22 protein-coding genes are annotated in these 20821 nt (G+C 37.7%); 5 read left to right on the top strand and 17 right to left on the bottom strand.

What is annotated here, in order from left to right:
• Positions 1-16: 16 nt before the first annotated feature.
• The 4 genes from H0Z31_02990 to H0Z31_02975 all read right to left on the bottom strand — a co-directional run bounded on the left by H0Z31_02990 (position 17) and on the right by H0Z31_02975 (position 1620).
• Positions 17-463: a YlbF family regulator gene (locus H0Z31_02990; protein MBO8176402.1), complete on the bottom strand. Its 447-nt coding sequence runs from the start codon at positions 461-463 to the stop codon at positions 17-19.
• A 59-nt stretch (positions 464-522) separates the two neighbouring features.
• On the bottom strand, positions 523-900 hold the full coding sequence (locus H0Z31_02985; protein MBO8176401.1) for a hypothetical protein: 378 nt from the start codon (positions 898-900) through the stop codon (positions 523-525).
• Positions 901-980: 80 nt separating this feature from the next.
• Positions 981-1214 (bottom strand): YlbE-like family protein, encoded by a 234-nt coding sequence (locus tag H0Z31_02980; protein ID MBO8176400.1) that lies wholly within the window; start codon positions 1212-1214, stop codon positions 981-983.
• 10 nt (positions 1215-1224) lie between these two features.
• Positions 1225-1620, bottom strand: coding sequence for a YlbD family protein (locus H0Z31_02975; protein ID MBO8176399.1), 396 nt, complete (start codon positions 1618-1620; stop codon positions 1225-1227).
• A 120-nt stretch (positions 1621-1740) separates the two neighbouring features.
• On the opposite strand from H0Z31_02975, the gene H0Z31_02970 reads away from it, so the two are divergent.
• On the top strand, positions 1741-2229 hold the full coding sequence (locus tag H0Z31_02970) for a PaaI family thioesterase (protein MBO8176398.1): 489 nt from the start codon (positions 1741-1743) through the stop codon (positions 2227-2229).
• A gap of 6 nt (positions 2230-2235) precedes the next feature.
• Here the strand turns inward: H0Z31_02970 and H0Z31_02965 are convergent, their stop codons facing one another.
• A complete protein-coding gene (locus tag H0Z31_02965; protein MBO8176397.1) occupies positions 2236-3321 on the bottom strand; it encodes a CAP domain-containing protein in 1086 nt (361 codons plus the stop codon).
• 123 nt (positions 3322-3444) lie between these two features.
• A complete protein-coding gene (locus tag H0Z31_02960; protein MBO8176396.1) occupies positions 3445-3879 on the bottom strand; it encodes a CBS domain-containing protein in 435 nt (144 codons plus the stop codon).
• A gap of 233 nt (positions 3880-4112) precedes the next feature.
• On the opposite strand from H0Z31_02960, the gene H0Z31_02955 reads away from it, so the two are divergent.
• Positions 4113-4472, top strand: coding sequence for a hypothetical protein (locus H0Z31_02955; protein MBO8176395.1), 360 nt, complete (start codon positions 4113-4115; stop codon positions 4470-4472).
• A gap of 158 nt (positions 4473-4630) precedes the next feature.
• The gene (gene ytvI, locus H0Z31_02950) at positions 4631-5689 is read left to right on the top strand and encodes a sporulation integral membrane protein YtvI (protein ID MBO8176394.1); all 1059 of its coding nucleotides are present in this window, start codon (positions 4631-4633) and stop codon (positions 5687-5689) included.
• Between the two features lie 229 nt (positions 5690-5918).
• Here ytvI and H0Z31_02945 read toward each other — a convergent pair whose 3' ends face one another.
• The 7 genes from H0Z31_02945 to H0Z31_02915 all read right to left on the bottom strand — a co-directional run bounded on the left by H0Z31_02945 (position 5919) and on the right by H0Z31_02915 (position 12486).
• Complete coding sequence (locus tag H0Z31_02945; GenBank protein MBO8176393.1) at positions 5919-6380, bottom strand: DUF420 domain-containing protein; 462 nt, start codon at positions 6378-6380, stop codon at positions 5919-5921.
• 81 nt (positions 6381-6461) lie between these two features.
• Complete coding sequence (gene ctaG, locus H0Z31_02940; GenBank protein MBO8176392.1) at positions 6462-7373, bottom strand: cytochrome c oxidase assembly factor CtaG; 912 nt, start codon at positions 7371-7373, stop codon at positions 6462-6464.
• Positions 7374-7537: 164 nt separating this feature from the next.
• The gene (ctaF, locus tag H0Z31_02935) at positions 7538-7867 is read right to left on the bottom strand and encodes a cytochrome c oxidase subunit IVB (protein MBO8176391.1); all 330 of its coding nucleotides are present in this window, start codon (positions 7865-7867) and stop codon (positions 7538-7540) included.
• Between the two features lie 3 nt (positions 7868-7870).
• Positions 7871-8500, bottom strand: coding sequence for a cytochrome (ubi)quinol oxidase subunit III (locus H0Z31_02930; GenBank protein ID MBO8176390.1), 630 nt, complete (start codon positions 8498-8500; stop codon positions 7871-7873).
• Positions 8500-10371: a cytochrome c oxidase subunit I gene (gene ctaD / locus H0Z31_02925; protein MBO8176389.1), complete on the bottom strand. Its 1872-nt coding sequence runs from the start codon at positions 10369-10371 to the stop codon at positions 8500-8502. The genes H0Z31_02930 and ctaD overlap by 1 nt, the downstream gene beginning before the upstream one ends.
• A gap of 27 nt (positions 10372-10398) precedes the next feature.
• Positions 10399-11478 carry a cytochrome c oxidase subunit II gene (coxB, locus tag H0Z31_02920; GenBank protein ID MBO8176388.1) on the bottom strand — a complete coding sequence of 360 codons (1080 nt, stop codon included), beginning with the start codon at positions 11476-11478 and terminating at the stop codon, positions 10399-10401.
• A gap of 96 nt (positions 11479-11574) precedes the next feature.
• Positions 11575-12486: a protoheme IX farnesyltransferase gene (locus tag H0Z31_02915; GenBank protein ID MBO8176387.1), complete on the bottom strand. Its 912-nt coding sequence runs from the start codon at positions 12484-12486 to the stop codon at positions 11575-11577.
• 470 nt (positions 12487-12956) lie between these two features.
• Here H0Z31_02915 and H0Z31_02910 point away from each other — a divergent pair, with 470 nt between their 5' ends.
• Positions 12957-13877, top strand: a complete 921-nt coding sequence (locus tag H0Z31_02910) for a heme A synthase (protein ID MBO8176386.1) — start codon at positions 12957-12959, stop codon at positions 13875-13877.
• A 42-nt stretch (positions 13878-13919) separates the two neighbouring features.
• Here H0Z31_02910 and pyc read toward each other — a convergent pair whose 3' ends face one another.
• The 4 genes from pyc to glsA form a co-directional block, all read right to left on the bottom strand.
• Complete coding sequence (gene pyc / locus H0Z31_02905; protein ID MBO8176385.1) at positions 13920-17363, bottom strand: pyruvate carboxylase; 3444 nt, start codon at positions 17361-17363, stop codon at positions 13920-13922.
• A 62-nt stretch (positions 17364-17425) separates the two neighbouring features.
• Positions 17426-18616: an FtsW/RodA/SpoVE family cell cycle protein gene (locus H0Z31_02900; GenBank protein ID MBO8176384.1), complete on the bottom strand. Its 1191-nt coding sequence runs from the start codon at positions 18614-18616 to the stop codon at positions 17426-17428.
• Positions 18617-18724: 108 nt separating this feature from the next.
• A complete protein-coding gene (locus tag H0Z31_02895; protein MBO8176383.1) occupies positions 18725-19006 on the bottom strand; it encodes a YlaN family protein in 282 nt (93 codons plus the stop codon).
• A 251-nt stretch (positions 19007-19257) separates the two neighbouring features.
• The gene (glsA, locus tag H0Z31_02890; protein ID MBO8176382.1) at positions 19258-20187 is read right to left on the bottom strand and encodes a glutaminase A; all 930 of its coding nucleotides are present in this window, start codon (positions 20185-20187) and stop codon (positions 19258-19260) included.
• Positions 20188-20321: 134 nt separating this feature from the next.
• Here glsA and H0Z31_02885 point away from each other — a divergent pair, with 134 nt between their 5' ends.
• On the top strand, positions 20322-20819 hold the full coding sequence (locus tag H0Z31_02885; protein MBO8176381.1) for a peptidyl-prolyl cis-trans isomerase: 498 nt from the start codon (positions 20322-20324) through the stop codon (positions 20817-20819).
• The last annotated feature ends 2 nt before the right edge of the window (positions 20820-20821 follow it).

The raw sequence follows: 20821 nt of genomic DNA, 5'->3' as shown, positions 1-20821 counted from the left end.
TTTTCAAAACGATCACTCATGAAGAACAACCACACGCTCCTCCCGATCCACAGCCACCACCGCAGCTTGATAAGGAATCGAAAAATGGATTTCCGGTCGGAACTTTAATTTGAGGTGAAACCGCATGACCTATTAATCGACTAATTTCATCAAGAAGCTGTTGCATGTCATTTTCTGCCCGTTTGAAATTAGCCACATTTTCATCTAAATCCATTTCCCTTTTTACTTCCCGAATTTTTCGTGTTACTTCTTTGTAATCAGGGTGATACTTCCCAAAACGTTGAACTTCTTCGTAACGTTCCTTTAGTTGAACAAACGCTTGAATTTTCCGCTTTGTTTGTTCGTCTGTATATAATTTATGATAACAGCGACGGTACTGTTCGGCCGTCTCTGATTGAATAATCATATTGGCTAATTGTTCAGCAAAATTGATAATTTCAATTTGCTCCATCGTTGCTAACATTCGCCCACCTCCTCTCTATATTGTACCACGTTCGAGATGAGTGGGAAAATGTTCAAGCTTTACGAAATGGTCACGTAAAAATTTCTAGACAAATGGTATGATTCGTTATGCGGTGAAACGATATCAATTTTTACTAAATGAACACCTTTTTTTACTCCCTTCATGACAAAAGCAGCCGTATGATATTCTCCAAAGCGCTTACCATCAAGATACACAATAATTTTCCCATTTTTCTTTCCTTTTTCAGAAGCAAATGATACCCCTTGGACGACACATTCAACAAAAACATTGTTTCCTTGCACAATATGTCGAACTTGTAATTTTTTTTGTTGCGTATGTTGAATATGGGCAGCTGAAACTGATTCTGGTTCTGGAAAGTCTTGCTTACAACCAAATAAGACGAAGACAACTCCGATCATCAAAAGGCATTTTTTCATCTTCCATCACTCCTTGCCTTTATCATTTGCAAGAAGCGTTTGTTTTACACATAAGGGACCTATTATAAATAGCATCTATCCTATTGTTTCATAATATCCAACATGGACATCATCATCGATGCCATTTGTAGGGTTTGGGAAAATTTTTCGACCCGATGTGGTATCGTTTTTTTATAGTAATGTAGCGAAGCAATTTCAAATTGTTCCAAGTCTTGTGGGGAACGACTCAACATACGATACCACGCCGGTTGTTGTCGTAAAAATTGATGTAAAAATGGATCACGTCGAATGTACTCCATCACATCACTTCTCATGAATCATCACCTAATCCTTTCGAAAGCTAAACGGATGTGGGCGTTTTTCTTCTACTCTCGTTCTCGTTTGTTTATTTGATTGTTGAAATTGGGCTAATACTCCTTGAATAGAACCCAATGCTTCATTGAGTTGTTGTAAATGGGATTGGAACTGATTTACATCAATTTTTTTTAACATCGATCCGATTTGGTTCATCCAGTTCCCATCACTTTCTTTTGAAGGTTGTTCTTCTACATTTTTATCTTTATATGGATCCCACTTTGGATCGTCTTCCCCTAACAAATACCAATCTTCATACATTTCTTGCCATGTTACTTCTCCTCGGCGTACGCGTTGGATTAATTTAGGATGGTTCTTAACGAACTGTTTAAATTTTTCTACGTCAGGGTGAAGTTGTTTTTCCACATCGTATCACCTCCGCCAAGATATTTATCTGCTATAGCCTATGTATAACAAAAGAAATGGTGCTAAATTCAGAAACTCATGATATGATAAAAAAACAATAATAATAATGGAAGGGTAAAAATGGATAAAGAGTTATATTCGTTATTTGAATCAGTAATAAAGGAAGCAACGAAAGAAGATATACACGTTTTAAAACACGTCTTAGAAGGACTGAAAAATAAGCAAAAACATAAACGAGGTACATATTTACGTTCTCTCTTTCATATTGATTATGTACTTGAAAACGGTGTTATTACACGAGGGACGCTTCCTGTTCATTTACTTACCGAAAATTCATTAGGTATTTTACACGGGGGGATCACCTTTACTTTATTAGATTCTGTCATGGGAACTTATGCTAACCAACTACTTCCTGACCATTTAGGTGCTGTAACTTCCAATTTATCGATTCATTACATAGCCCCTGTTTCCAATGGTTCAATTTCGGCCACTGCGCAACTTTTACATCATGGAAAAAAAACGATGGTGTTAGAAGGTAAAGTCGTGGATTCGTCTAATCAATTAATTGCCCACGGAACAGGAACATTTTTCATTATTACAAAAAAATAGGAGAGATTATCTCTCTCCTACATTTAACCATTCTTTACTAATGTAATTTTGGGTAAAATATTGTTGATACACCCCAACACCTATATGGGTAAAATCCTCATTCAACATAATTTCCCGATGTCCTTTCGAATTCAGCCATCCCTCGACAACAGCTGGTCCATCGGTATAATGGGCTGCAATATTTTCACCCGCTAACGAAAATAAAATATCAGCTGTCTTCAACCTGTCAAAGAGCGTTCCTGACTCAGGAGATTCATGGGAGAAAAAATCGCTTTCATACATATCAACACTATGATTGTAGGCCACTTCAGCCGTTTTCTCGTCCCATAAAAGCGGATCTAACTGAAAACGTTGGCGTATAATATTAGTTAGTTCAAAAATTTGTTGTTCTGTGCCTGATTCAACCTTTTTCCACATCTCTTCTGTTAGGGGATCTGCTTCAAGTAATTCCCCACGATACACCATTTCGTACGGATGTTGTTTGACTAGTGTTTTTCCGTTTAAAAAACGAACACTGGAGAGTGTACTCGTGAATTTATCAATATACAACTGGGCATAAATATCTCCAAGTACGATAAGTGGTCTCGTATTTATATCTTCTTCTGACAATTCAAATCGGTAGGTGCCAGAAGGAAGCTCAACAACGTGCTCTGTTTCAACAAACGTAAATTGATAAATATCCTCTACTTTTTGTCCAATTTGGTAAGGAAAGATATCGACTTCTTCCCCCATAACAAATATTGTAACAATCGTATTCTCTTCTACACCTACCTGCATATATGTCTTATAATCTTGATTATAAATCCACCATTCGTAACCATAGGGAGTAGGGTCAATTCTCGAAGGCTTCCCGTATACTTTCGTCCACTCTTCCACTGTTTTTCCGATAAACGTTGAAACACCTTGTGTTGGACGTTCATCCGTAGAAATCAACTCGTTAGTTGACTGATTAAGTTCTTCCAAATATTTAGGAACTTTTTGCTCCATTCCCGTTAGCAGTTCGTTTTTCTCCGAGGATGAATTAGTATAAATGTTATAAACAAGAACAATTGTTAAAACAAGTAATATGCGAATTAAAAGTTTCAGGAGGATCCTCCTCTCTTTCTCGAGTAGCTATTTCCTACTAATATTATATCATTTCAAATAATTCAATAAACAGTTATGTACTTTCACTAATACATAAAAAAGTGCCCATTAATGGACACTTTACATGAATTAATGAGAATAATGTTCGTTGCTTGGTTCGGAAATTTCTGATAACGCTTGTTTTGCTTGATTGTCTGTTAACTCACGTACAGCAAAATCTCCAAGTGATACGATACCGACGAGCCGTTCGCCATCAACGACTGGTAATCGTCTAATTTGATGCTCAGACATTAATCGAGCCGCCTCATCCGTTGGCGTATCTGGTGAAACGGTAACAAGCTGCTCGCTCATTATATCTTGCACTTTGGATGAAGGTGGATGTTTTTCGGCAATACAGCGAATCACTATATCACGGTCGGTAATCATCCCAACTAATCGATCTCCATCAACAATCGGAATGGCTCCTACATTGTACTGTTTCATTTTTTGAGCCACTTCAAATACATTGTCTAGTAAGGAGCATGTTTCGACGTCACTCGTCATAATTTCCCGAACTGTTGTCATGTAAACCCTCCTTATCATATTTCCATTGTGTTTCACACTATTTGTGCTATCCACAACAATAGCATCTCCTTTTTGTTCAAAATTATTCAAGGCTATTTTTGTCCATTTGGAAAACTTCCGTGAGAACACATTGCATGTTCCTTCCTTTTCGTCTATTATTAAAATGAGTAGTTTCCAGAATGTCTGTTAAGGCATGCGATCGGTATGTTTGAACATATAGGAGGGAAATAATCATGAGATTCGAAAAAACTGGAATTGAAAACTTAAAAGCGGATTTAGTTCGATTAGATGAAGTCATGCGCTCCCATGGTTTACTTCGTGAATCACAATGGGATTATGAACGTGTAACGTACGACCGCAAATTTGAAATTAAAGAAGGTACATACTACTTACGTGTTCAAGGATACGCTGTTGAAGGTGACGTAGGAAGTCACGATGCGTTAATTCAACTGATGAAACCACTTCTTGGTAAACATTATTATCCACACGGTGTTGAATACGGTGAAGGAGAACATTTCCCTGAACATCTAGTCAAACAATGTGAGAAAATTTTAGAAGATGTGAAAAAAGAAATTGAAATGTTTGCAGAATAATTTCAATCGAGTGTAGAGATTACATTCTCTACACTTTTTTATTTAAATTCAATCCTTTGATTTCTTTACAATTTAAAAAACAAAATCATTGTTCATAAAATGATAACCATACTATAATAAAATAAAAAATGTCGTTAGAAAGGAGCTAGACATATACCTTGGCGTCTATTTTTAAAAGAAAGACGGTTTTTCTCATCTTAGCAATTCTCATCATCGGGATTGTTGTCTACTACATTTTACCAGTTTCAATTCCGATCATATCGGCGTTAATTACCGCTTTATTTTTAGAACCGGCAGTAAAGCTTTTCCAGCGAAAAATAAAGCTGAAACGAAAATACGCAGTTTTGATAGTGTTTTTAGTCTTTTTGCTTTTTATTGGCTTAACGTCATATTTTGTGACGACAAAAGTAGTTGGGGAAGCAGTAAAGGTAGTAAAAGATGCCCCGACCTATATTAATGAAATTTCTGTAGCTTGGGCAAATGCGGAAACGTATCTTACCCATGCTGCAAAAGATTTACCTAAAGATTTTGTCGATGAAATTACCTCCCAAATCAACGATTTTTTTAAAAGATCAAAGGAGATTATTTTAAATTATGTGAATATCGAGACCATTAGCGCAGCATTGTCATACATACCAAACTACTTGGTCAGCTTTTTAGTCTTTCTCATTGCTTTATTTTTATTTATGATTGATTTACCACAATTGCGTAAAATGATATATAACCACTTAACCGAAGAAACAGCAGATAAAGTGTCTTTTATGACATCTAGACTGTCTTACGTTATTTTTGGTTTTTTCAAAGCACAATTTTTAGTTAGTATCATTATTTTTATTGCTTCCTTAATTGGTCTTTTAATCATTACTCCTGACATAGCCTTTGTAATGTCATTAATTATATGGTTAATTGATTTTATTCCAATTATTGGATCGATTGTTATTTTAGGTCCTTGGGCATTGTTTCATCTAGTAACAGGTGATATTGCTCTAGGAACAAAATTGGCCATCTTAGCCGCCATTTTGTTAATTATTCGCCGAACAGTCGAACCAAAAGTGATGGGTAGCCATATCGGACTATCCCCGTTAGCAACATTAATAGCAATGTATATTGGTTTGAAACTACTCGGTATGTTAGGGTTTATTTTAGGACCACTTGTTTTAATTGTATTTAATTCTGCCAAAGAAGCAGGTATTATTAAAACTGACTTTAAAATATAGGATATGTTATATTTCATTGTTGATTTATAGCAAGTTGTTCACACGGCGGGACTCCAGCGGGAACAAGAAGCCAGGCAAAACCCATACTTGAGCGTAGCGAGGGAAGCGGCTTGCGGCTTGCCCGCGGAAAGCGTCCGCCATAAGCGAAATGATAAATATCAACGCTATCATTTAACAGACCAAAATATAAAAAGACTAAGGGATATTTGCTTCCCTTAGTCTTTTTTCGTTAAAATCCTAAAATCGCTTTAATAACAGAAGTTGTTTCTCCACCTTGATAAATCACATATAACAATAAATAAACGACAAGCCCAGTCGTAGCTGTAAAAAACCATACAATGCTTGTTATTGGTCCTAACTTTCGATGACGAGTCCATTCCTTTTTATACGCCGAAAATAATGTAACCAGGCCAAAGACGGCTCCTGTTGTAGCAAGAACAATATGGAAAATGAGAAAGACTGTGTAGTAAATTTTCACATCATCAGGTCCACCAAACGCTGTATTTCCAATAAAAATGGTCCTGCTTAAATAGATAAGAAAGAACAAAAGTGCAAAAATAGCAGCAGCAAACATTGTTTTTTGATGAGCTTCCGTTTTTTTCTGTTTAATCTGCCACCAACCAATCGCCACTAAAACTGCACTAATGACAATACAAGATGTACTAATCGTTGGTAAAATTGGCACTGTCATTTCTTTTTCTCCTTTTCTACTATGTATCATAAATAAGCATATAGAGGCGGCAAGCTGCTTAATGGCCTGCCGCTTTATATATTATTCTGTAGTTTGCGGATTTCGAGCTAATAATGCTTGTTCATTAATTGAATCACTTTCTACTTGTTCTTTTCGGTACCATTCAAAGAAAATTTGGGCTAACACGACACCGTACACAATTTCTTGAATAATTTTCATGAGCACCCCACCAAGTTGTTGATCTTCAATTGGGGGCATATCTGTAAATAGTTCAGGCCCTGATAGATTTAATCCAGCTAACGTATCAATTGGTACACATAATGTTAGAGCTTGTAGCCAAACGGAGGCATCGTAATATGTGGCATACATCGGTGATTCTGCAAAAATAATTAAAGCACATGCAGGGGTTAATAGAACGCCATCGGCAAAAATGTAACCGACTTTTTTTAACCCATGCAGTCTGTTTTCACCTGGTAATTTATTTACAAGCGGCCACCACATAAAGATGGCAAAAATAAATAGGACGAACGTATAGATTCCATGCAATGTTTCATCGGTTTTAATGACATCAAAAATCATCGGCATATGATAAAAAGAAAACATTCCGTTAAATAAAATAAGAGCAATTAGTGGCTTTGTTCCAAATTGGAATATTTGTTTTACTACTGGTTGCTTAATGATAAACTGCCATAGCCATGATGGAATTCCGACGATTAATAACGGTGGAATCAATAAATATAATACCGCCATTTGAACCATATGAACAGAGAATAAGATGTGGCCCATTAAATCGACGGGTGATCCTTTTATAACATACAAAAGAATCATCGCAATGACAAAGAATACTCCTTCTTTCTTTTTCAATGGCTCACTATTTTGGAAATCATGCCGCCACTTGACCGTTACTAAAAAATATACGGTCGTCATAAACAAAATCGCAACGAAAAAGAAAGGGCTCCATAATGCTTCAAACCCAAATATTTTCAAAGGCACGTGTCCTTCACCTCGCTTTAGTTCATGCTATCATTATTATACTTTTTACAATTTAGGGATTCAATGAATGGTCTTGACAAGTTCATGACAATTTCATGTGTAAATCCCGTAAAAATAAAAGAGGAGCTGACGATTCCAATCTGGAGGTCAGCTCCTTTTTCCAATTAAATCCACACAATGGTTACGAACGCTAACACAGTAAGAAGCGCTACTAATAAGCCAGAATAAAGGAACAACGCAGGTTGTTCGTGTCCTTTATGGCTCATATGCATGAAATAGTACAATTGGAAAATAACTTGTACTGCTGCTAATAACAGAATGAACGGTACGACAAACCAATGCGAGAAATCTCCACCAACTGCGAAAAACGCAATGATGGTTAAGAAAATCATTAGCACAAAGGAAATGACTTGAAATTTCATGTCTTCAGCATTCTTTTTGCGACGAAACTCATAGTCTACTCTAGGGTTACCGGTATTCGTTTGATTTGCCATAGGTTATCCCACCATTCCCATTAAGTATACTACTGTAAAGATGAATACCCATACAACGTCGATGAAGTGCCAATAAAGGCTGGCAACATAAAACTTCGGTGCGTTGTAAAGGTTTAACCCACGCTTCGCATTACGTAACATGAGCGTAATAATCCATAACAATCCGAAGGCAACGTGTCCACCGTGAAAGCCAACTAACGTATAGAATGCTGAACCAAATGCGCTACTAGTAAAAGTATGACCAAATTCATGAACATAATGATTAAACTCGTAAATCTCAAGTCCTAAGAACCCTGCTCCTAAAAGAACCGTAATTAATAACCATGCTTGCATCTTTTGGAAGTTGTAGTTCTTCATGTGATACATCGCGTATACACTTGTTAACGAGCTTGTTAAAAGAAGCATTGTTGCAATAAATACTAGTTCTAATTCGAATAAATCTTTTGCTAACGCATGATCGGTACTAGGTACCTTATCTTTCAGTGCTAAGTAGGTAGCGAAAAGGGAGCCGAAGAGCACCGTTTCGCCCCCAAGGAATAGCCAGAAACCTAAAAACTTATTTTTTCCTTCAAGGGTTGCCTTTTCAGGAGATGCAGGCCATGTTTTCGGCGTAAATTTTTCTTCAACGTGCATTATGCCTTAACCCCCTTTTCGCCATCTTTCAATAAGTCCTCTTTATGAATATGGTATCCATGATCGTCAATAACAGAACGTAAGAACATGGCACCAAGTGTGATTAACATACCAATAATTAAAACTGGAATTGCCCAAGGCTTATCGTCCACTTGATACATCGCGCCAAATGCAGCGACGAAAAGACCTAAAGACATAACAAATGGTAAAATAGAAGAGTTTGGCATATGAATATCTCCAAGCGGTTCTGCTGGAGTTAATTCTTTTTTACCTTCCAACTTCTCAATCCACCATGTATCTAACCCACGTACAAGAGGCGTTTGTTTAAAGTTGTAGAATGGTGGTGGTGATGGAATCGCCCACTCAATTGTACGACCATCTCCCCAAGGGTCGTTACCAACTTTTTCATTTTTCACACTTGTGATAACAATGTTGACTAGTAATACAATGACACCAGCTGCCATGAAGCCAGCCCCGATGGAAGATACTAAGTTTCCTGTTTCGAAACCTTGACCTGGTAAGAAAGTCCAAACACGACGTGGCATTCCCATTAAGCCAAGGAAGTGTTGGATAAAGAAGGTTAAATGGAACCCGATAAAGAATAACCAGAACGTAATTTTACCTAATGTTTCGTTTAACATTGTACCAAACATTTTTGGCCAATAGAAATGTGTTGCTGCTAATATCGCAAGAACAACCCCACCAATGATAACGTAGTGGAAGTGCGCAACTACGAAATAACTATCGTGATATTGATAGTCGGCAGCAGCTGCGGCGTTCATAACACCTGTCACCCCACCGGCAACGAAAGAAGGAATAAAGCCCACTGCATACAACATTGGAGTTGTAAACTTAATACTTCCGCCCCACATCGTTAATAACCAGTTGAAAATCTTAACACCAGTAGGAACAGCAATCGCCATTGTTGCAACCGCAAAGATTGCGTTTGCAATTGGTCCTAAACCAGTCGTGAACATGTGGTGAGCCCACACCATGAATCCTAAGAAACCGATTAATACGGTTGCAAATACCATCGAAGAATAACCGAATAAACGTTTTCTAGAGAAAGTTGAGAAAATATCAGAGAAAATACCGAATGCCGGTAAAACAAGAATGTATACTTCTGGGTGTCCGAAAATCCAGAATAAGTGTTCCCAAATAATTGTGTTACCACCTGCTGCTACATCAAAGAAGTTTGCGCCAAATAAACGGTCAAACATCATTAAAAAGAGACCTACTGTTAAAGGCGGGAACGCAAATAAAATAAGTGCAGATGCAACGAATGTTGTCCATGTGAACAATGGCATACGCATGTATGTCATACCTGGCGCTCGCATGTTAATAATTGTAACTAAGAAGTTAATACCAGCAATTAACGTACCTGCACCAGAAATCTGTAATCCTAATACATAGAAGTCTATTCCATGGTCTGGTGAAGCTAGAGATAAAGATGCATAAGAAGTCCAACCAGCATCAGGAGCTCCACCTAAAAACCATGAAAGGTTTAAGAATAGTCCTCCGAAGAAGAACAACCAGAAACCAAGTGAGTTTAAGAATGGAAACGCTACGTCACGAGCACCAATTTGAAGTGGTACAACAGCGTTCATAAACGCAAATAACAATGGCATAGCTGCCAAGAAAATCATTGTTGTTCCGTGCATCGTTAATACTTCGTTATAAAGACCTGCACTGATAAAATCATTTTCAGGTACCGCTAACTGAATACGAATGACAAGTGCTTCGATACCACCAAGGATGAAAAAGAGACCACCAGTAACTAAGTAAAGGATGGCAATCTTCTTATGGTCTACTGTTGTTAAGTAGTCCCAAAGAGTGGCAGCGAAGCCCTTCTTTTGTGCGTAGGTACTCACGTTTAACCCTCCCTTGTCTAGTCCGAATTAATCCTGTACTTTTAAGCCCATTAAATATTCTGCTAAAGCCTCAAGCTCTTCGTCAGTAAGCTGACCGTAAGTTCCAGTCATTTTGTTACCAGGCTTAATTGTTTCAGGGTCTTTTAACCACTCAATTAAGTTTTCCTTATTATAATCCAAAATACCAGCAACACGTGAACGTTCACCAAAGTTTGCTAAGTTTGGTGCTAAACGTGCTTGCTCTGGTCGATTATCTTGTGGAGATACTGCGTGACAGCTTAAACATTTTTGGTTGAAAATTTCCTGTCCTTGCTTTGCTAACTCAGTTGTTGGTTGAGGCTCTTCTGCATTTTGCATATCCTCTACCCATTGAGCGAATTCATCTTGTGAAATAGCTTTTACTTTGAAATCCATTAATGCGTGCGAAGGACCACAAAGTTCCGCACACTTCCCATAGAATAGGTTTCCAGCCTCATTTGCTTTTTCACCATCAAATTCTAACCAGAATTTGTTGATATTGTCGGTGTTTGTATCCATTTTTCCTCCGACTGCAGGAATCCAGAAGGAGTGTTTAACATCAGATGCTTTAATTTGGAAATAAACTTTTTGATCGGTTGGAACGACTAAATCTTGGCTAGTAATGATTCCTAAATCAGGATATTCGAATTCCCACCAGTAAAGGCTAGCACGTACATTAATAACTAGCGCTTCACGGTTTCCTTCTTCATTTACTTTTTCCATTTCAGATACATCAGCAAATTTAAATGTGTAGGAAACAGTTGGAACAGCTAAAATTAAAAGTAAAATAATTGGAATAACTGTCCAAATAATTTCTAAAGTATGACTTCCTTCCACTTGTTTCGGGATGTAGTTCTCGTCTCCTTTTTTACGACGGAAACGAATAAGTGCAATTACATATACGGCAACAACGACTACAATTACTAAAACCATAATCGCTGTGCTTATTAACATTAGATTAAATTGATCTTCAGCCACTTCGCCGGCCGGTCTTAATGCGGAAACGAATGGTTCACCGCAGCCGGACAAAATGAGCGTCAACATAGCGAAAAGTGAGTAAAGACGCCATTTTGTTAGCCATTGTTTCATAGCTTAATCAAACCCCTCTTTCGTTTATTGTTTTGCAACACAAGGACTGGAAAACAAGATTATATGTGGATTTCTTTATAGAAAGAACTCCCTTTATTAAATGACGGTCATAATAACCATCAATACAAACAAAATAGTTAAATAATTGATGGAGTAGACAAACATTTGTGTTGCCCACTTAATATCATCTTTCACTCGAAAACCAACAATACTTAAAATCAGCCATCCAATATTTAATATGGTTGCTAACACGACAAAAGGCATTCCTAACGAATGCAAATAAAAAGGTAACGGTAACAAGCATGCTACCCAAACAACCATTTGTCGCTTCGTTATATCAAAACCGTGAACAACAGGCAACATCGGAATTCCTGCCGCACGATATTCCTCTGTTCGTCTCATTGCTAGTGCTAAAAAGTGTGGCGGTTGCCAAATAAACATTAATAAAAATAAAATCCACGCCACTACATGTAAATCAGGATCAATGGAAGCCCAACCGATTAACGGTGGTACAGCCCCAGAAATACTTCCAATAACCGTATTTAACGTATATTGGCGTTTAGACCACATCGTATATAATACAACATAGCTAAAAATCCCGATTAAACCAATTAATCCAGCAGTAAAAGAAGTTAAAAATAATAGGAACGATCCAATCACGATGAATGAAAAACCAATCGTTAATACTTTTGGACCAGAATATTTTCCAGTAACGGTCGGCCGTTTTTTAGTTCGTTCCATCACATGATCAATATCACGATCAATAAAGTTATTTAAACTGCATGAGCCTGCGATAATTAGCGTTGACCCTAGCAATGACAAAACCATCATATCTAAATGTTGAAGAAAATGTTTATTATTGAAATAAAGCGCTAACCATAATCCAGTAAATGTTGTTATTAAATTTGAATTAACAATACCAATTTTGATTAACGCTAAAAAATCTCGCCACGCTGATGTTTCAGGAAAGTTTCCTTTATCAACGGTAACCGTACGAACGTCGGACATTGCCTCTCCCCCTCTCTATACGTAAGGTCAAGCCGCATAACATAACTATATAGGAAAAACTGTAGTCTGGCTATATTAATCACAATTTTAGTACAACATGAATGGTTAAATGAAACCATTTTCAGTTTTTCAAATCTCGGACAAAAATAAACCCATCATTTTTATATTAAAACATATCTCGTCGCGTTTTTGTGAAGAGTTTTTGAAGTATTTATGTCGAATTTGTGACCGTTATTAGCCGAACGGTTGTTTTTTTTACTACAAAATATCATAATTAGTATGTACAATAGAATCTATTTTAGTAGAAGAGAGGCCAAATAGATTCCATAAATATTTCTAACAGACTCTCCCTTCCGTTTCAATAGTTTTTCAAGAATAATCTTTTTTAGAATTGTTTTTTTAGTATTCCTTTAGTAATATCGATTAAGTGCATATGATTTTTCGACAATGTTCGTAAGAAGGTGAAGCATTTGCGACGTTATTTAAAATGGTTTGCAGTCCTAACAACGATTGGGATGATATTCGTGCTTCTCGGAGGAGCACTAGTCACCAAAACAGGCTCTGGTATGGGCTGCGGACGTTCTTGGCCGCTATGCCATGGCCAAATCATCCCTGAAAATATTACATTAGAAACGATTATTGAACTTGCCCACCGGGTCGTTTCGGGTGGAGTCGGCTTGTTAGTCCTTATTTTAGCTATTTGGTCATATAAAGCGATTGGACACAAGCGTGAAACGAAATTTTTGGCGATACTTTCGATTTTCTTTCTTGTCCTTCAAGGATTAATTGGAGCAGCGGCAGTAATTTGGGGACAGTCAGATTTTGTATTAGCTCTTCATTTCGGTATTTCTTTAATTTCGTTTGCCGCTGTCTTTTTATTAACCTTGCTTATTTTTGAAGTTGATCAAAAATTTGATGCCGACCGTATTGTTATCGATAAACGAATGCGGTTCCACATTATTGCCATTACGATTTACAGCTATTTTGTCGTTTATACCGGAGCTCTTGTTCGCCATACAAAATCAAGCTTAGTTTGCCGAGATTGGCCATTATGTATTAATACAGATCCTGCCTTACCATCCAATATGTACGAATGGATTCAAATGGGACACCGTGTAGCCGCTGGTCTTATTTTTATTTGGATTGCATATGTAACTTGGATGACCATTCGACATTACCAGCACCAAAAAGTACTTTATTGGGGATGGATTATCGCCTTTGTATTAACTTTAAGTCAAGTAATTGCTGGTGCACTTGTCATCATCACTCAGTTAAATTTAGGTATCGCATTACTTCATGCGTTCTTTATCACATGCTTATTCGGTTTATTGTGTTATTTTATATTGCTTGTTGTTCGGAGCAATTACAATCAGCGTCAAAGTATGGATTAAAAGAAATAGGCCTTGGAGTTGTTTCCAAGGCCTATTTCTTTCTTATTTTTTTAATTCAATTAACAAGTCGCCTGGTTGAATCGCGTCACCGGCTTGTACAAAAATATCTCTGACCACACCAGAATAAGGTGCTTGGACAGTCGTCTCCATTTTCATCGCTTCAGTAATCATTAAATGGTCGCCTTTTTCCACTTTTTCGCCTTTTTCTACTAGTACTTTGATCACCGTACCTGGCATTGTAGCGCCAATGTGTGCTTCGTTTTTCGGATCGGCTTTCACTCTTGACGCAACCGCTGATTTGATGCTTTGATCACGAATAATCACTTCCCGTGGCTGACCATTTAGCTCAAAATACACAATTCGTGTCCCGTCTGCTTGGGCTTGTCCAATGGAGACGAGTTTGACGATTAATGTTTTTCCTGTTTCAATTTCTACTTCAATTTCTTCACCTAAGCGCATTCCGTATAGGAACGTAGGCGTGTCTAAAACAGATAAATCACCATACTGTTGAACGGCTTCATGGTATTCTCTAAATACTTTTGGATAAAGGGCATATGCAATCGCATCGAAAGAAGTGACTTGTCGCCCTAATTCTTCAAATAACTCTTTCTTCACTTCATCAAAATCAACATCTTCTAGCAATTCACCAGGACGAACATTGATTGGTTCGCGCCCCTTTAAAATTACCTTTTGCAGCTCTTCAGGGAATCCCCCATACGGCTGACCTAAATACCCTTCAAACAATTGAACGACAGAATCTGGGAAATCTAGTTTATCTCCGCGTTCCATTATATCTTGCTCCGTTAAATTATTTTGGACCATAAATAAAGCCATATCTCCAACCACTTTTGAAGAAGGAGTGACTTTTACAATATCTCCAAACAATTGGTTGACGCGACGATACATATCTTTTACTTCATCCCATCGGTCACCTAGGCCGACCGCTTTTGCTTGCTGTTGAAGGTTACTATATTGCCCACCAGGCATTTCATGTTGATACACTTCTGTGTGTGGCGAAAGAATCCCGCTTTCAAAATCTTGATAGTATTTTCGAACATCTTCCCAATACCGCGAAAGCAGCTCATATGATTGAATATCAACATCTGGTTGACGTTCCGTGCCTTGAAGAGCATAGAATAACGTATTCGCACTTGGTTGAGAAGTGAGTCCGGCCATTGAGCTCACGGCAACGTCTACAATATCTACTCCTGCTTCAATAGCTTTTGCATACGTAAAAATTCCATTTCCACTTGTATCATGAGTGTGTAGGTGAATTGGAATATCAACTGTATCTTTTAATTCCGAAATTAATCGATAGGCAGCTTGTGGTTTTAACAGACCAGCCATATCTTTAATGCCTAGAATATGGGCCCCTTGCTGTTCTAACTCTTTCGCCATTTGTTTGTAATAGTTAATGTTATATTTCGTCCGCGTTGGATCGTCAATATCTCCGGTGTAACAAATCGATGCTTCCGCAATTTTACCAGATTTGCGAACAGCATCAATTGCTACTTCCATTCCTTTCACCCAGTTTAAACTATCAAAAATACGGAACACATCGATACCGGCATAGGCTGATTTTTCAACAAATTCACGAATCACATTGTCCGGATAGTTTTTATAGCCAACTGCATTCGATGCCCGTAATAACATTTGGAATAATATATTCGGGATTCGTTCGCGTAACGTTAATAGGCGCTCCCATGGGTCTTCTTTTAAGAAGCGATAGGCCACATCAAAGGTCGCTCCTCCCCACATTTCTAATGAGAATAGGTTTGGAAGCAGCGTAGATGTTGGTCGAGCAATTTGCTTCAAGTCATACGTTCTTACACGCGTAGCTAACAATGATTGATGTGCATCTCGGAATGTTGTATCGGTTAATAACACTCTTTGTTGGTCTTTAACCCAACGGACGAGGCCTTCCGCACCTTCACGTTCTAAAATTTGCTTCGTACCTTCACGTGGTGAAGTTGTTACATTGACCTTAGGAATACGCGCTTTAGGAAACACCGGTTTTTTCTTTTTCTCAATTCCCGGAAAACCATTGACTGTAACCGTACCAATGTACGTAAGCATTTTGGTTCCCCGGTCTTTCCGCTTCGGGAAAATAAACAATTCCGGTGTCGTATCGATAAACGAAGTATCATATTGACCAGAAATAAATTTTTCGTGTTTCACGACATTTTCCAAAAACGGAATGTTTGTCTTGATTCCGCGAATACGAAATTCTTGCAAGTTACGAACCATTTTCGCTGCAGCTTGTTCAAACGTCAGTGCCCAAGTAGACAATTTCACAAGCAAAGAATCATAATACGGTGTAATGACAGCACCTTGAAATCCGTTTCCGGCATCAAGTCGCACGCCGAAGCCGCCGCCTGAACGATACGCCATGATTTTTCCTGTATCTGGCATAAAGTTATTCAATGGATCTTCAGTTGTGACACGAGATTGGATGGCATATCCATGCATCGTGACCGATTGTTGTGATTCAATACCGATTTCTTTATCTTTTAATTGATAACCGGCAGCGATTAAAATTTGGGATTGAACGATATCAATACCCGTAATCATCTCGGTAATCGTATGTTCCACTTGCACTCGCGGATTGACTTCAATAAAGTAAAAATCGTCACCTGAAACTAAAAACTCCACTGTACCCGCATTTACATATCCGACATTCTCCATTAACTGAACTGCCGCTTGACAAATACGGTGACGAAGCTCTTCGGATATGGACACGCATGGTGCTACTTCTACGACTTTTTGATGGCGTCGCTGCACAGAGCAGTCGCGTTCAAATAAATGAACGATGTTTCCATATTGGTCTCCTAAAATTTGTACCTCTATATGCTTTGGTTTTTCAATGAATTTTTCGACATAGACGTCTTCACTTCCGAAAGCGGCTTTTGCTTCAGATTTGGCTCGTTCATAGGATGCGCGTACTTCATCTAAGCTACGAACAATCCGCATCCCGCGTCCACCACCGCCAAGGGCCGCTTTAATTATGATTGGAAAGCCATGTTCTTTACCGAATTTAATCACTTCATCTAGTCCTTTTACTGGACCATCGCTTCCAGGTATAACTGGAATACCTGCTAATTCTGCTTGAAACCGAGCTTTTACTTTGTCGCCGAACATGTCTAAATGACGTGTTTCTGGCCCGATGAAAATAAACCCTTCCTCTTCGCATCGTTTCGCAAACTGGATGTTTTCAGAAAGAAAACCGTAACCAGGATGAATGGCATCTACTCCAGCCCGTTTGGCAATCTCAATAATTCCTTCAATATCTAAATATGCTTCAATCGGCTTTTTTCCTTCGCCGACTAAATAAGCTTCATCCGCTTTATAACGGTGATAAGCCCCTGAGTCTTCCTTCGAATAAATCGCAACGGTACGAATCCCTAATTCCGTACACGCCCGAAAAACCCGAATGGCAATTTCCCCTCTGTTTGCCACTAATACTTTGTTAATCTTTTTTCTCACAATTGCACCTCTCCCCTATGAAATTCCATATAAATGATTTATAGATGAACAACTATTCGTAAACACTACGAAAAAGTTGTTATCCCCTTTGTTGTAGTTGTCGATTTCTTTTTATATTTTTGTTCATATCGAACAAACATCGAGATATTTACAAGTATCCCCATAGATAATGATAAGAGCAACAAGGAGGAACCTCCATAACTAATAAATGGTAAAGGGACACCTGTAATCGGAATTAGACCACTAACACCTCCAAGATTAATAAACGATTGAATGGCAATCATGCTCGAAATACCGATAGCAAGCAATGTCCCGAACGGATCTTTACACCTTACCGCAATATAAATACCTTTTAAAACAATATAAGCCAATCCGAACAGAACGAACAATACCCCAAATACTCCGAGCTCTTCAGCAATTATAGCCATAATAAAGTCTGTATGAGGTTCTGGGAGGTACCCTAACTTTTGAATACTTTGTCCAATTCCTTGCCCTTTAACACCGCCGGATCCAATGGCTAAATACGAATTAACTAAATGATAACCGTCATCTTGCTCGTATTCAAATGGTTTAAGAAAACCGTTAATCCGACCAATTCGCTCTTTTGTAATAATGTCGTCCTTTTTCATATATATAAAAGGACTGAAAAAAAGAAGAAACACTAGAGAAAGAACAGCTAGTCTCATAATGTTTTTCATGTTCATTCCTGAACAAATGATAATCGTACAACCGATCGCAAATATTATAGCTGCTGTTCCTAAATCCGGCTGCAAGGCAACAAAAAAGCAAAGACCGACAAGAAACACAATGGGAGGTATAACCCCAACATTAAACTCATTTATATAAGATTGTTTACGTGCATAAACAGAAGATAAATAAATAATAACAACTAATTTAACAAATTCTGCTGGCTGAATACTTCTTGAGCCAAAGGTAAACCAACTTTGTGCATTGTTCGATACGTGTCCGAAAAAAAGGACCAATATTAGTACTAAAAATGAACCGAAAACTAAAATCTTTGAAAGTTGTTTCGATCCCCATAGTTTATATGGTAAAAATGCCATAATGGCAAAAGTAACGAACGAAACGATCAAATGCTGTTTTTGTTTGTCGTAGAAAAAGTCGCTCTCTTTTCCGTAAATTTGAATAGCGGTTACCATACTGGCACTATAGATCATAATGAGCCCGAATAAGCACAACAGAAAATATACAATGATCAGTGAATAGTCATACGATTTTATAATTCGTTTGAACATATCAATCATTCCTTATATTAAAATCCAACTAATACATTGCCTCTAAAAAAGTGGATTTGATACAAAAAAACTCAAACATTCGGTCCGAACTGTTTGAGTTTATATTGATTATTTTCTTGTCCAAGCTTCGTGAAGGGCAGATAGTTCTTTTTCTAAAGAATCCAATAGCTCCTTCCCATCGCGCTCATCTACTAATCCTAAGCGAATGGCAAAATCTATTTCACGGGACAAGCCGAACATTTGCGTATCCAACACTTCCTCATATAGAGGACATTGGGGCATCGTTAAATTGTCCATTTGAACTTTAATTAATTGTAAAATTTTTTCCGCGTCTGCTTTTAGTAAGGCATAAGCTTTCTCACGATGATCCACTTTAATTTCAGACGCCACAGTAACCCCCCCATTTCCGTCCAAAATTCCAATCCTATCTATAAATTCTACCGTTAGAATAGTGAATTGGCAAGAATAATGAAAGTTCGTAAATTGTGTATTCCTTTATAAATCTATTATAAACGAACTTGAAAAGTTTTTCACTTTAAAAAATGGTTAGATACTTTTAGATTTTGAGAAGAGAAATAAGGTCAACTCATCACCATAAAAATTACCCCTCCATACATAGAGGGGCTTTTTGTCATCGATGGTTAAAAAATACTCCAACCATATATTTGACTCATTGTTTCAAGAAGTTTTACTCCGGCAACACTATTACCTTTCTCATCAAGAGCAGGACCGAAAATACCGATACCACATTTATGAGGGACTGCTCCCATAATTCCACCTGATACTCCACTTTTTGCCGGAATACCTACCTTTATCGCAAATTCTCCTGAGGCATTGTACATTCCACATGTCACCATAAACGTTTTACAAATTCTTGCGATATTGGAGGGAATAAGTACTCGTCCAGTAACAGGGTCAACACCATTTGCGGCAAAAACCGCTCCGATTCGTGCTAAATCTGAACAGTTCATTTCAATAGCACATTGTTTCGTGTACAAAAAAAGAAGGTCTTCAATATTTCCTTCAATTACCTCATGTTGTTTCATAAAGTAACATAAAGCACGGTTTAAATTAGCCGTATCATATTCTGATTTAGCGACCCTTTCGTTATACGACACTTGGTCATCATTGACTAACTCGCGCACAAAGGAAAGTAGGCGGTCCCATTTTTCGTCTACATCTTTTCCTTGAATCATATTCGTTACCGCTAGTGCTCCCGCATTTATCATCGGATTTAATGGCTTAGCTGGCTTTAATGTTTCCAACTTTGCAATTGAGTTAAAAGGATCTCCTGTTGGCTCCATTCCAACTCGTTCAAACACAGCCTCTTCTCCGTTTTGTATTAGGACAAGTGCTAGCGTAATCACCTTGGATATACTCTGCAATGTAAATTTTTTTAAATAGTCTCCAGCATAAAAAAACGTTCCGTTCACATGAAAAATCGATACGGATAGGTCCTCACTATTTTCTTCTTTTAACGCTGGAATATAATCCACTAATTTGCCATATTGACTATACGGACGAACTTCATCAATGAGCTGTTCTAACTCTTGATTGCTAATGCATTCCATTCGTTTTTAACCTCCTGATGTTTCTTGTTTCGTGTGACAAACTTTTTCAAGAAAGATATACTAATGAATGAGTCATGCTTATTTTCAACCAACATTCCTATAAAAAACCATTTTTTCGTGAGGGGGTAAACACGATGGACACTATTTTACCAATTAAAGGGAAAGTGAAATTCAAAATCACTTTAGATCCTGGAGTATGGATTTTTGATGACCGCCGGTTAGACTTAAATACATATTTTTTAACAGAACCACAAGAAAAAAATGAAGAAGAAGAGTATATACAAGTAACTTCCAAACACTGGGAAAGAGAGATTCGCGAAGGAGCCGTATTTCCCCCTACATTAAAAACTGAACGTAAATTCGAAAAAGAAAAAGTTCTCACGGGAACGTTTGGAATACCGTTCCGCTCTTTTTTAGAAAACGCAGAACCATTTGAAGAAGCAACAACATTGATTATTGAAACAGCCGAAAAAGAAGTTTCCCTCACACTTTCACAAGGGTATGAGTTAATTTTAGGCTTCTCTAAAGACGGCAAACCGTTAAAAGAAGATGGTCCCGTTCATGTGTATTTTGGAGATGGGTCCAATAAGGATAATCCAATTAAACATGTAAGAGGTTTCCGTGTTGAATAAAA

The sequence above is a fragment of the Bacillus sp. (in: firmicutes) genome (assembly GCA_017656295.1).
In the GTDB taxonomy this organism is placed as follows: domain Bacteria; phylum Bacillota; class Bacilli; order Bacillales; family JACDOC01; genus JACDOC01.
This window is presented reverse-complemented; position numbering and strand designations above follow the sequence as displayed.

What these genes read in the sequence shown, in the direction of transcription:
- H0Z31_02990 (MBO8176402.1), bottom strand. Translation starts at nt 463, where the DNA reads ATGTTAGCAACGATGGAGCAAATTGAAATTATCAATTTTGCTGAACAA.
- H0Z31_02985 (MBO8176401.1), bottom strand. Translation starts at nt 900, where the DNA reads ATGAAAAAATGCCTTTTGATGATCGGAGTTGTCTTCGTCTTATTTGGT.
- H0Z31_02980 (MBO8176400.1), bottom strand. Translation starts at nt 1,214, where the DNA reads ATGAGAAGTGATGTGATGGAGTACATTCGACGTGATCCATTTTTACAT.
- H0Z31_02970 (MBO8176398.1), top strand. Translation starts at nt 1,741, where the DNA reads ATGGATAAAGAGTTATATTCGTTATTTGAATCAGTAATAAAGGAAGCA.
- H0Z31_02960 (MBO8176396.1), bottom strand. Translation starts at nt 3,879, where the DNA reads ATGACAACAGTTCGGGAAATTATGACGAGTGACGTCGAAACATGCTCC.
- H0Z31_02955 (MBO8176395.1), top strand. Translation starts at nt 4,113, where the DNA reads ATGAGATTCGAAAAAACTGGAATTGAAAACTTAAAAGCGGATTTAGTT.
- H0Z31_02945 (MBO8176393.1), bottom strand. Translation starts at nt 6,380, where the DNA reads ATGACAGTGCCAATTTTACCAACGATTAGTACATCTTGTATTGTCATT.
- ctaF (MBO8176391.1), bottom strand. Translation starts at nt 7,867, where the DNA reads ATGGCAAATCAAACGAATACCGGTAACCCTAGAGTAGACTATGAGTTT.
- H0Z31_02930 (MBO8176390.1), bottom strand. Translation starts at nt 8,500, where the DNA reads ATGCACGTTGAAGAAAAATTTACGCCGAAAACATGGCCTGCATCTCCT.
- coxB (MBO8176388.1), bottom strand. Translation starts at nt 11,478, where the DNA reads ATGAAACAATGGCTAACAAAATGGCGTCTTTACTCACTTTTCGCTATG.
- H0Z31_02915 (MBO8176387.1), bottom strand. Translation starts at nt 12,486, where the DNA reads ATGTCCGACGTTCGTACGGTTACCGTTGATAAAGGAAACTTTCCTGAA.
- H0Z31_02900 (MBO8176384.1), bottom strand. Translation starts at nt 18,616, where the DNA reads ATGTTCAAACGAATTATAAAATCGTATGACTATTCACTGATCATTGTA.
- glsA (MBO8176382.1), bottom strand. Translation starts at nt 20,187, where the DNA reads ATGGAATGCATTAGCAATCAAGAGTTAGAACAGCTCATTGATGAAGTT.
- H0Z31_02885 (MBO8176381.1), top strand. Translation starts at nt 20,322, where the DNA reads ATGGACACTATTTTACCAATTAAAGGGAAAGTGAAATTCAAAATCACT.